Source organism: Luteibacter sp. (assembly GCF_051958795.1).
Lineage (GTDB): Bacteria > Pseudomonadota > Gammaproteobacteria > Xanthomonadales > Rhodanobacteraceae > Luteibacter.
Genome location: NZ_JBQCFT010000351.1, coordinates 1 through 11,923, shown reverse-complemented (window position 1 = coordinate 11,923; position 11,923 = coordinate 1). Strand labels below are relative to the sequence as shown.

7 protein-coding genes are annotated in these 11,923 nt (G+C 66.9%); 2 read left to right on the top strand and 5 right to left on the bottom strand.

Features of this window, described 5'->3' with window-relative positions; translation table 11 throughout:
- The 4 genes from ACTHLF_RS18710 to ACTHLF_RS18695 all read right to left on the bottom strand — a co-directional run.
- The coding region (locus tag ACTHLF_RS18710) for an efflux RND transporter permease subunit (RefSeq protein ID WP_440329348.1) at positions 1 to 746 on the bottom strand (746 nt) is incomplete at its 3' end.
- The gene (locus ACTHLF_RS18705; RefSeq protein WP_440329346.1) at positions 743 to 3,823 is read right to left on the bottom strand and encodes an efflux RND transporter permease subunit; all 3,081 of its coding nucleotides are present in this window, start codon (positions 3,821 to 3,823) and stop codon (positions 743 to 745) included. The genes ACTHLF_RS18710 and ACTHLF_RS18705, both read right to left, overlap by 4 nt.
- Entirely contained in the window at positions 3,820 to 5,025 is a 1,206-nt protein-coding gene (locus ACTHLF_RS18700; protein ID WP_440329345.1) for an efflux RND transporter periplasmic adaptor subunit, read from the bottom strand. Before ACTHLF_RS18700 ends, ACTHLF_RS18705 begins: the two co-directional genes overlap by 4 nt.
- Positions 5,022 to 6,164 (bottom strand): hypothetical protein, encoded by a 1,143-nt coding sequence (locus tag ACTHLF_RS18695; RefSeq protein WP_440329343.1) that lies wholly within the window; start codon positions 6,162 to 6,164, stop codon positions 5,022 to 5,024. The genes ACTHLF_RS18700 and ACTHLF_RS18695 overlap by 4 nt, the downstream gene beginning before the upstream one ends.
- 103 nt (positions 6,165 to 6,267) lie before the next feature.
- Here ACTHLF_RS18695 and ACTHLF_RS18690 point away from each other — a divergent pair, with 103 nt between their 5' ends.
- Positions 6,268 to 6,960, top strand: coding sequence for a response regulator transcription factor (locus ACTHLF_RS18690; RefSeq protein WP_440329341.1), 693 nt, complete (start codon positions 6,268 to 6,270; stop codon positions 6,958 to 6,960).
- 2 nt (positions 6,961 to 6,962) lie between these two features.
- Here the strand turns inward: ACTHLF_RS18690 and ACTHLF_RS18685 are convergent, their stop codons facing one another.
- Positions 6,963 to 8,372 (bottom strand): sensor histidine kinase, encoded by a 1,410-nt coding sequence (locus ACTHLF_RS18685; protein WP_440329339.1) that lies wholly within the window; start codon positions 8,370 to 8,372, stop codon positions 6,963 to 6,965.
- Positions 8,373 to 8,584: 212 nt separating this feature from the next.
- Here ACTHLF_RS18685 and ACTHLF_RS18680 point away from each other — a divergent pair, with 212 nt between their 5' ends.
- Positions 8,585 to 11,818 (top strand): protease pro-enzyme activation domain-containing protein, encoded by a 3,234-nt coding sequence (locus ACTHLF_RS18680; RefSeq protein ID WP_440329337.1) that lies wholly within the window; start codon positions 8,585 to 8,587, stop codon positions 11,816 to 11,818.
- The last annotated feature ends 105 nt before the right edge of the window (positions 11,819 to 11,923 follow it).

Here is an 11,923-nt window from a genome sequence, read left to right as displayed (position 1 = left end):
CGCTGCGCGACCACCAGCGACTGGAAGGCCTGCACCGAATCGAGCTGGCCGTTGGTCGCGACCTGCAGCGCGCGGTCGCCCGCCTCCACCACGCCTGTCGGCTGGTTGGACACCGCGGATGCGAGCGCGCGCCGCACGTCTTCAAAACCGACACCGCGCTGGCTCATGGCCTGCGGATCCAGCGCGATGCGGAACGCCGGCACGGAGCCGCCGACGAGTTCCACATCGCCGACGCCATCCACCTGGGCCAGGGTCTGGCTGAAGGTGGTCGACGCCACGTCGTACATCTGGCCCGGCGTCGCCTGGCGCGAGGTCAGCGCGAGGACCAGCACGGGCGCATCGGCCGAGCTCACCTCGCGGTAGCGTGGGCTAGCCGGCATATCGGGCGGCAGGTCGCTGCGCGCCGCGTTAATCGCACCCTGGACATCACGAGCCGCCGCCGTGGTGTCGCGCGACAGGTCGAAGGTGAGGCGGATGTCGGTCTGCCCTTCCGAGTTCACCGAAGTCATCTCGGTGAGCCCGGCGATACGGCCAAGCGAGCGCTCCAGCGGCGTCGCCACCGCCGCGACCATCGTGGCCGGGCTCGCGCCGGGCAGTGCCGCCGACACCTTGATCGTCGGCACGTTCACTTCCGGCATCGAGGCGGTGGGCAGCAACCGCCACGCGAACGCCCCGGCGATCACCAGACCCAGGCACAGCAGCGTGGTCGCTACCGGTCGATCGATGAAGGGCCGGGACACGTTCATGCCGCGCGCCTGCGTCCGACCACGCGCTCGAAGGCGAGGTAGATCACCGGGGTGGTGAACAGCGTGAGCAACTGGCTGACCAGCAGGCCCCAGAAGATACCCACGCCGAGCGGATGGCGCAGCTCGGCGCCCATGCCGCCACCCAGCATCAGCGGCAACGCGCCGAGCATGGCCGCCAGCGTCGTCATGATGATCGGGCGGAAGCGCAGCAGGCTGGCCTGCACGATCGCATCGCGGGGCGCGAGGCCCTGCTGCCGCTGCGCATCGATCGCGAAGTCGATCAGCATGATCGCGTTCTTCTGCACGATGCCTATCAACAGGATGATACCGATCAGCGAGATCACATCCAGTTCGAAGCCGCCGACCCACAGCGCCAGCAGCGCACCGATGCCCGCCGACGGCAGCGTCGAAAGGATGGTCAGCGGGTGGATCGCGCTCTCATAGAGCACGCCAAGCACGATATACACGGTGATAAGCGTTGCAAGGATCAGCCAGGGCTGCCCTTCACGCGACTCCTCGAAGGCCCCGGCCGCACCTTCCCAGCGCAGCTGCGTGCTGGCCGGGAGATTGAGCTGCTTGTGCAGCTTGTCCACCGTGGCCATCGCGCTATCCAGCGCCACGCCGTGTGCCAGGTTGAACGACACGGTGGCGGCGGGAAGCTGGTCGAGGCGGGTGACGACTAGCGGTGCCGTCCGCTCGCTCACGCGGGCGATCGACGCGAGCGGCACCAGCGAGCCGGAGGCATCCGTCGAGCCTGGAGCGAGATACACACCGCCGATCGCACTGGCAGGGTTCTCGGCATTCGGCAGCGCCTGCAGGATCACCCGACGCGGATTGGCCAGCGAGAGCACGGTACCCACCTGGCGCTGGCCGAAGGCGTTATACAAGGCATCGCCAACCGCGGCCGAGGTGATTCCGTAGCGGCTCGCCAGGTCATGATCGAGCTCGACGTACGCCTCCAGGCCCAGCTCATCCTGGTCCGTCGTGACCCCCGTAACATCACGCACGCCACGCAGCGGCTCGACCACGCGGGACACCGCCTGCGCGAGCTGGGCGGGGTCGGCGTTTTCGATCGAGAACTGGTACTGGCCGCGGCTCACCCGGTCATCGATGGTGAGGTCCGGTACCGGCTGCATGTGCAGCGTGATGCCATCGACCTTGCGTACCGCTTCCGCGAGGCGCGCCATCACCGCCGGCACGCGTTCGCGATGCGCCAGCGGCTTGAGGTGGATGAGCAGCTGTCCCGTGTTGATCGCGGCCGCGGCGCCTTCGCCACCGATGAACGATGCGACGCTGGCTACGGCAGGATCCTGCAGGATGACTTTCGTCAGCGCCTGCTGGTGTCGGGTCATCGCTGCGAACGACACCGTCGGCGGTGCTTCGGTGATGGCCTGGATATCGCCCGAATCCTGTGCGGGGAAAAGGCCGCGCGGCATGACCACGTAAAGGCCCACTGCCAGTACAGCCATCAGGCCGACAGCCACAAGCGTAGCCGTCTGGCGCGCCAGCACCCAGTGCAGCCCGCGGCCGTAGCGCGCGAGCAGTGCATCAAGCCACGCGCGACCATCGCGAGCACTGCGCGCGGGCTTCGACGCGGGAACACGGCGCAGCATGCGCGCGCACATCATCGGGGTCAGGGTCAGCGAGACCACGCCGGAGATCAGGATCGCCACCGCCAGCGTGACCGCGAACTCGCGGAACAGCCGGCCGACCAGGCCGCCCATGAACAGCAGCGGGATGAGCACCGCGACGAGCGACACGGTCAGCGACACGATGGTGAAGGCGATCTGGCGGGCACCGCTCAGCGCGGCCGCCATGGGTTCTTCGCCGGCTTCGATATGGCGCGAGATGTTTTCGATCATCACGATCGCATCGTCGACCATGAAGCCGGTCGCGACGATCAGCGCCATCAACGTGAGGTTGTTGATCGAGAAACCCGCGAGGTACATCACGGCGAACGTGCCGATCAGCGAGAGCGGCACCACGATGCCCGGGATGAAGGTCGCCGTGCCGCTGCCGAGGAACAGGTAGATCACCAGCACGACGAGCGCGATGGCGAACAGCAGTTCGATCTGCACATCGCGCACGGCGGCGCGCACGGTCTCGGTGCGGTCGCTCAGCGTCGCGATATCGACCGCGGCGGGCAGCGTCGCGCTGAGCTGCGGCAGCACCGCGCGGATGCGGTCGACCACTTCGACGACATTGGCGCCCGGCTGCCGGCGGATGCGCAGGACGATCGCAGGCTCGTCGCCCGACCACGCGGCCTGGCGGGTGTTCTCGACGCCATCGACGATGCGCGCGACATCGCCCAGTCGCACGACCGCGCCATCGCCGTGGCTGACGACCAGGTCGCGGAAGCCTTCCGCGCTGTCGATCGGGTGGTTCAGGGCGACGTTCGACGTCCGCTCGGGGCCTTCGAGCGAACCCTTGGCCTGGTTTGAATTCGCATCGCGGATCGCGGTACGCAGGTTATCCAGGGTCAGGCCCTGCGAGCGGAGCCGCGACGGATCGGCCTGGACGACGATCGCCGGCTGTTGGCCGCCGTCGATGCTGACGAGGCCGACGCCCGATACCTGGGAAAGCTTCGGGACCAGGCGCGTATCGGCCAGCTCGCGCAATGTGCGCAACGGCAGCGTCCGCGAGGTCAGCGCCAGCGTCATCACCGGCGCATCGGCCGGATTCACCTTGCGGTACAGCGGCGGCTGCGACATGTCGGGCGGCAACGCCGGCGCGACCGCATTGATCGCGGCCTGCACTTCCTGCTCCGCCACATCGAGCGGCAGCGCAAGATTGAAGCGCAGCGTGATCGTGGAGCTGCCGGACGCGCTCGTCGAAGCCATCTGGCTCAGGCCGGGCATCTGGCCGAGCTGGCGCTCCAGCGGCGCGGTGATCGACGACGCCACGACCTGCGGGCCGGCACCGGGGTACGCGCTCACGACCTCGATGGTGGGGAAATCCACCTCGGGCAACGCCGAGACCGACAGGAAGCGGTAGCCGAACAGGCCCACCAGCAACACCGCCACGGCCAGCAGCGATGTCGCCACCGGCCTCAGGATGAAGATGCGGGAAGGGTTCACGGGCGTGCGGACGGCGCGGAGGTGGCGGCGGCCTCGCTGGGACAGTCGGTCGAGACCACCGGTGCGGCAGCCGCGGTTACGGGCGCGGCCGTCGCGTTGACGACCGTGCCGGCGCGCAGGCGGTCGGCGCCCTGGACGACGACGCGTGCGCCCGCATTCAGGCCCGAGCGGATCACCGTGGTCGCGTTATCGGCAGGACCCGTCACGACCGGGACGGCGGTCGCGGTCTTGTCGTCGCCGATCACATAAACGAACGCGCCCTGGGCACCCTGCTGGACGGCGGCGGTGGGCACGAGCGTCGCGCTGGACAACACATCCACCGGCAGCCGTGCGGTCACGAACTGGTTAGGCAGGAGCTCGGTGTTGGCGTTGGCGAACTGCGCCTCGAGCTTGACCGTGCCGGTGGCCGGATCGACCTCGTTATTGGCGGCCAGCAGGCGGCCGGTGGCCAGCGGCTGGGCCGGGTCGTCGCCGTACGCGGTGACCGGGATGCAGATGCCGCCACGCAGGCGCTCCAGCACATGCGGCGCATCCTGCACGGACACCGAGAACAGCACCTTGCTCGGCTGCGACTGGGTGACGACCGTGATGCCACGCGCATCGCCAGGGCCCACCAGGTTGCCGGGATCCACCCGACGCAGGCCCACCGTACCCGTGATCGGCGAGGTAATGCGGGTGCTCGACAGTTGCAGGTTCGCAGTGCCGATACGGCCCTGCTCCGACTTCACTTCGCCGGCGTACTGGTTCACCAGCGCCTGCTGGTCGGCCACGCGCTGGCGCGAGATCGAATCCTGGGTCAGCAGCGCCTGGTAATGCTTCAGGGTCTCCTGCGCGTTGCTCAGCTGCGCCTGGCTGCGCGCCAGGTCGCCGTTGGCGAGCTGCAGCTGCGCCTGGAACGACCGCGGGTCGACCTCGGCCAGCACATCACCCTGCTTCACCTGCTGGCCGCCGGTGAAATTCACCTTCGTCAGCTCACCATCCACCCGGCTGCGGACCACCACGCTGTTCGCAGGGGTCACGGTACCCGGCTGCGAACGCGTCACCGCGAAGCTGCCCTGCCGGGCGACCGCGGTGACCACGGCGACCGGCTGGCCCTCCGCCGCGGTGTCGGCGGCCTTCCGGTGGCCAAGCCACCAGACCAGCGCCACCACGATGATGATGACGACGATGACGACGCCGGCCCGGGATGATGGCTTGCTCATGAAATGGTCTTCTCGTAGACGCGATAGCGCTTGTAGTCACGGCCGCCGATGGTCTCGACGATGTTACGCATGCCTTCATTGTCCTCGAGGATCCAGGACAGCTCCACCTGCTCCACGCCACGCGCCACGAGATGATGCCGCACGGCATCGATGACGAGGAAGGCGAGGCCGGGACCCAGCGGCGTGTTGTGGAACTCGCGGCGCACACCCATCAGCGGCACGCGCGACGACTTCGGGAACTTCTTCTTCAGACCCCAGAGCAGCTTGATCCAGTTGAACGGAAGCAGCTTGCCGTTGAAACCCTTGATCACTTCGTTGATGTTGGGCAGCGCCGCGATGAAGGCGGCCGGCTTGCCATCGACTTCGGCGATCTGGATCAGCTCCGGTGCGATCAGGAGCTTGAGCGTGTGCCCCAGGTCCTTGAACTCCGCCTCGGTGAACGGCACGAAGCCCCAGTTATCCGCCCACGCGTCGTTGAAGATCTCGCGCAGCGTCGCCAGCTCCTCGTCGTAACGCTTGGCGTCCAGCGGGCGCACGCGCACCGGCTTCTTCGAGCTGCGCAGCAGGCGGTCCATGACCTTCGGCGCGGGGAAGTCCGGCGCGATCATGTAGGCCAGCATATCCTTGGCCTTCGTATAGCCCGCCTTTTCGATCTGGGTGGCGTAGTACGGGTAGGAGTGGCCCATCATGAAGACCGGCGGCGTATCGAACCCGTCGACGAGCAGGCCGACCTCGTCGTTGATCGACAGGCTGAGCGGGCCACGCACGCGCTTGACGCCCTCGCTGCGCAGCCAGGTTTCGGCGGCGTCGAACAACGCGGCGAACGTTTCCGCATTGTCCTCGGATTCAAGCATGCCGAAGAAGCCGGTGGCGTCTTCGTAGCGCTCCAGGTGCAGGTAATCGATCTGGGCGGTGATCCGGCCCACGAGCCTGTCGCCGCGGTAGGCCACCCAGCCCTTCCAGCGGGCGTGCTCGAACCAGGGGTTGGTCTTGGCGCCGAGGTGCAGGCGGCGTTCCAGCAGTAGGGGGGAAATCCAGTTCGGATCCGAACCCATGATGGCGCCAGGCACCTTGAGGAAGCGCCCCAGTTCCGCCTTGTTATCCAGCGGGACGATGCGCAGCGATGCGGAAGTATTCAAGGTCGCGGTTCCGTGAAGCGGTTACGAAAAATCTGAAAGAGAAGTGTAATGAGGGTCGCAAGGATTTGGTATACCCATGGGTATAGAAAAGTGGAGGCCCTACGTGACCTTAGCTACCCCGATGCGACTGGTATTGCTTGAAGATGACGACCTGGTGCGGGACCGGATCCTTGCGCCGAAATTAGTGCAGTTCGGCTTCGAGGTGGTGGCGACGGGCACCGTGGCAGGGCTGCGGGAAGCGATCCAGCAAGGGCCGCCCGACCTGTTCGTGCTCGACATCGGGCTGCCGGACGGCGATGGCTTCAGCCTGGCCCGCGAACTCCGCGCCACCCATGCCGGCACCGGCATCATCATGCTGACAGGCCGGAGCGATACCGTCGATCGCGTACGCGGCCTGTTCGAGGGCGCGGATGCCTACCTGGCCAAGCCGGTGGAGATCGACGTGCTGGTGGCCACCCTCTATAGCGTGGCCCGGCGTCTCCAGCCGTCCACCGCGCCGCGGCCCCGTGGCCGCTGGGCGCTCAGCCCGGATGAGTGGTTCCTGCTCTCGCCCGGCGGCGCCCAGGTCATGCTTACCCGGGGCGAACGCCGCCTGCTCGAGGTCATGTTCCAGCACGTTGGCGAGGTGGTGGCCCGCGACGCGCTGATCGCCGCACTCACGGACGACGTGCTGGCCTTCGACCCGCACCGGCTCGATTCCATGGTGCACCGCCTGCGGCGCAAGGTGCTCGCGGCCCTCGGCGAACCCCTGCCGCTCAACGCGGTACACGGCGCAGGCTACGTCATCGAGGCCTGAGTTCAGGCCACGGCACGCTGGCTCGCCGCATCGAGCGGCAGGTATAGCCGGACGACCGTGCCCTGGCCAGGTGAGCTTTCGACACGCGTGTCGCCGCCCGCCTGCAGCACCAGGCCATGGACCACGCTGAGGCCCAGGCCGGTGCCCTGCCCTTCGGGCTTGGTCGTGAAGAACGGCTCGAAGGCCTGCGCGAGCGTCGTTGCATCCATGCCGATGCCGGTATCGCGAACCGAAAGCAGTACATAGCCATCCGCATCTTCCAGTGCGATCGTGCAGGCTCCGCCGCCAGGCATCGCATCACGCGCGTTGGTGACGAGGTTGATGACCGCCAGTTCGAACTGGCTGCGATCGAAATGGATCAGGCGCGGGGTCGATGGCGCCTCGAGCCTCAGCTCGCAGCGGGCCGGCAACGACTGCCGCGCAAGGGGACGCAGTTCGTGCAACGCCTCCACGACATCGAAGGTTTCCGCCTGGGCCACGCCAGGCTTGCTGAAGTTGAGCAACTTGCGACACACCGCGGTGCCGCGCCGCGCGGCCAGTTCGATGCCCTCGAGCGCATCGGCTACCGCGCGCATGTCGCCGTCCGGCGCTTCGTCATCGACCAGCAGGCGGTCGCGCTCGGTCGAGAAGCCGAGGATGATGTCGAACACGTTGTTCACGTCGTGCGCCACCCCGCTGGCGAACTTGCCGACGGCATCCATCTTCTGCGCATGCAGCAGTTGCGCCTGGGTGCGCTCCCGCTCAGCGATCTCGTGCGCCAGCTGCTGCCGCTGCTGGTGCGATTCGCGCAGGCTGTCGCGCAATGCATGCAGGCTCCGGTCGACGACGAGGGCGATCAGCAGGTAACTGGTCAGCGCACGCATGGGCAGCACGTTGTACATGCCGAGCAGGAACGCGGGCAGGTGCCCCGCATCGGCCAGCTTCAGCGGCTCCATGTCCACGCTCATCACCAGGATCAGGGCTTCCGCGGCGTAGGTGATCCACAACGCACGACGGCCGAGCATCAGCCCGCTCAACGCAAGGATCAGGATGAGCGTGAGATTGCCATCGGTGGCGTGGTAGCCGAAGGCGGCGTAGGCCACCGCGCCCGAGACAAGCATCGTGCCGACGAACTGCGCCACCGCGAGCGGAAACCGCCCCATGCGCACCAGCACGAAGCCCAGCCATGCGGAGATCGTCATGGCGACATCCGTACCGATGTCGATCGCCATTGCCGCCGGCGCGCCGATGCGCGCCCTGCCGTAGAAATGCTCGCTCAGGTATCCCCAGTGGCCAGCGAAAAGATAAAGCTTGGTCGCCGGGATGCGCAGCCCTTCGAACACCAGCAGCAACTGCATGAAGGTCGCGTTGCGCCGGTCGACGGGATCGTCGATGGGTGTGTTGCCAAGCCATGCACGGATGCGGGACATCATCACGCGTTTCCCCTGGTAAGCCCGGTGGCGACGGTGAGGAATCGGTGAGAACCGGGCCAGTGGAGCGTGTGTGACTTTCCCGCGGATGTAAAGCTAGTCTGGCCCGTCCGCACGAACTTGTGTCGCGGGGGCGCGCGCCGAGGGGCAGTTTCTTACGAAGCTGGGCGCGAGGAATAACGGGCCAACCTGATTCCTTTTCCTTCGGGGGTTTTATGTCACCAAGCATCTCTCGTCCATGGCGGGTGGGTGTCGCCGTGCTGTTCGCGGCTGGCGCCACCTGCACGACCCACGCGGCCACGCGCGCCGCACCCGGCAGCACCACCGCCACGCCGTTGCTGACCAAAGCGGTCGATACCCGCCAGATGACGACGCTGAAAGGCAGCGTGCCAGTCCATGTCGCCACGAGCACCGATAGCGGCCCGATGGGCACCGCCGAGGTGATCCCTTCGATGACGCTGGTGCTCAAGCGCGGTGCCGACCAGCAGAAGCGTTTCGATGCGTACCTCGCTTCGCTGGATAACCCCGCTTCCCCGAACTACCACAAGTGGCTCACCGCGCAGCAGGTGGGCGAGCAGTTCGGCCCGAGCACGAAAGATATTGCGGCGGTAAAGCAGTGGCTCGGCGGCCAGGGGCTTGGCGTGAAGAGCGTTTCCGCCGATGGCATGCTGATCCGCTTCTCCGGCTCCGTCGGTGCCGTGCAGCAGGCGTTCGGTACGTCGATGCACCGCTACCGCGCCGAGGGCAAGCTGCACTTCGCCAACGCCACGGAGCAGAAGCTGCCTACCGACCTCATCCCGGTCGTGCGCGGCGTCGCGTCGCTGACCGACTTCTTCCCGAAGCCGCAGATGCGTAATGCGCTGCCGGTACGGCGCAACGCCAAGGGCGCATGGGTCGCGGCCGGCGCGCCGTCCAGCGACTTCAATTTCGTCTACCAGGGCTCGGTGCAGTACGACGTGGTCCCGGCGGATTTCGGGACGATCTATAACGTCAATCCGCTGTGGACCCAGGCGAACCCGGTACGCGGCTCCGGGCAGACCGTGACCGTGCTCGAACGCACGAACGTGCTGGATGCCGACGTCGCGACATTCCGCAACACCTTCCTGCCGAAGGATGCCAAAGGCATCTTCAGCCAGGTGCATCCCACCGGCGACGCGGGGTGCTCGGATCCCGGCACCAACGCCGACGAAGGCGAAGCCGCCCTCGACGCGGAATGGGCCGGTGCCGCTGCGCCGGATGCGAATGTCACGCTCGCATCGTGCGCCGATACCGGTGCCGACTTCGGCGCCTTCCTTGCCGCGGAGAACGTGCTTGAGCAGGCCGCACCGCCGCAGATCCTGAGCCTCAGCTACGGCGAATGCGAAGTCATCAGTGAAGCCATCGGCGATAGCGACGTGGTCACGGCCCTCTGGTCGACCGCGGCGGCCGAGGGCATTTCGGTGTTCGTCTCCACGGGCGATGCCGGTGTCGCCGGCTGTGACCAGAACCAGATTGCATCCTCCTTCGGCATCGCGGTGAATGGCCTGGGCAGCACGCCGTACAACATCGCCGTCGGCGGTACCGACTTCGATGATTTCAAGAAGAACAGCAAGTACTGGCTCCCGGGTAACGGCGAGCTCGGCGCGAGCGCGATCAGCTACATCCCCGAGCAGACCTGGAACGATTCCTGCGCCAGCGCCCAGCTCTACGCCGTGCTCGGCTTCAAGGATCCGAACACCGCCTGCAACTCGCCCACGGGCGAGGAGTTCCTGAACACTGCAGGCGGTAGCGGCGGCCCGAGTTACCTGTTTACCCAGCCCACCTGGCAACAGGGCCTCGCCGGCATGGACCAGAACGTGACACGCGCCACGCCGGACGTCTCGCTGTTCGCCGCCAATGGCATCTACGGCCACGCGCTGATCTTCTGCATGTCCGATGCCGACCAGGGTGGCTCACCCTGCAACTACCTCGACCCCACCGATTCGATCTTCAACAGCGCCGGCGGCACGTCGTTCGCCGCACCGGCGATGGCGGGCGTGCAGGCCCTGCTTAACCAGGCCAGCGCCGATCGCCTCGGCAATGTCGGCCCCACCCTGTATGACCTGGCCCGCGCCCAGTACGGCACGGTGGCTTCGCCGGCCGCGGGGTGCAAGGCAAAGGACACGACCTGCGTGTTCCATGACGTGGCGGTGGGCGACATCGATGTGCCCTGCTTCGCAGGTACCGCCGACTGCTACGTGAAGAAGAACCAGGCGTATGGCGTCGTCAGCGACGGCGGGCGCGCATCCCTGGTGACGGCGTGGAAGGCGACGAAGGGCTATGACTACGCCACGGGCCTCGGCTCGATCGATGTCACCAACCTTACCAACGCGGTCGCCGCGAAACAGGCACGCGGCAAGCTGATCCCGCGCACGTGGGATCTCGCCGGCTTCAATGACAGCGGCAACCCGGGCGAAGGCCTGAACTCGATCCTCGATGGCAAGAGCACGCTGTTGCTGGTCGCACCGAAGACAGGCAGCGCCACGCTCGTACGCATGAATGGCAGCACGGTGCTTTCCACGGATACGTGGAACTCGGGCATGCAGGGTGACCACTGGGTCGATGGCTTCCAGCCGGGCGACCAGGTGAAGGCGATCCCGTACGACATCTTCGATGGCGTGCTGGCCGGCCAGACCGTGATGGAAAGCGACAACCCGACCAACAACACGCTGAACCTCGCGATCTACAGCTACGGCTGGGTCGACTTCACCTTCCCGTATGCCGCGGGCTGGAGCCTGGTTGGTTCGGGCCTGGTCGACGGTTCGGGCAAGTCGCAGGAAGTGTGGGTCAACAGCAGCACGGGCAAGCTCGGGTTTTGGACCATCGCCTGCAGCGGCACCATCCACTTCGGACGGCTCGACCAGCTCGACTGCTCGCAGGGTGTGAACAAGACAGTGAACGCGCCGGCGGGCTTCACGCCGTTCCTTGCCGACCTCAACGGCGACGGCATCGTCGACATCGTCTGGACCGGGCCGAAGCGTGCGATCCAGTACTGGATCAACAACGGGGATGGCACGTTCAGCAAGACCGATGGCGGCACGGCGGCACCGGCGGGCTTCGACCTGGTGGGCGCGGGTGAAATCGTCGGCAGCGGCAAGACCGACCTCATCTGGGCGAATGTCAGCACCGGCAAGGTCCGCTGGTGGGTGATGGATGGCACGAACGTGGTGAGCGACAACACCATGGCCGCGCCCTCGGGCTACAGCATCGCCACCATCGAGGATTTCAACGGCGACGGCTTCGCCGACCTGCTGTTCACCAACGCCAAGGGCGCCGCCACGCTGTGGCAGGGCACGGGCAACGGCTTCATCAGCCAGCAGGTCGCCGATGGCACCGGCACCGCGTTCAAGGTACCGAAGGGCTACACGGTTCAGTTCAACCGCTTGCAGGGCGTGGTGAACACCACGACCCCACAAGTGGCCTCCAACTGACACCAGGAAACTGTGGGAGCGGGGGGGGGGGGGCGGGGGGGGGGAGCCCCCGCCCAGCGCGGCCCCGCGCCCCCCCCCCGGGGGGGGGGGCGATTGTTGGGGGGG

Bases quoted from the DNA above. Each gene is read 5' to 3' on its own strand.
- ACTHLF_RS18700 (WP_440329345.1), bottom strand. From the start codon at position 5,025: ATGAGCAAGCCATCATCCCGGGCCGGCGTCGTCATCGTCGTCATCATC.
- ACTHLF_RS18685 (WP_440329339.1), bottom strand. From the start codon at position 8,372: ATGATGTCCCGCATCCGTGCATGGCTTGGCAACACACCCATCGACGAT.
- ACTHLF_RS18680 (WP_440329337.1), top strand. From the start codon at position 8,585: ATGTCACCAAGCATCTCTCGTCCATGGCGGGTGGGTGTCGCCGTGCTG.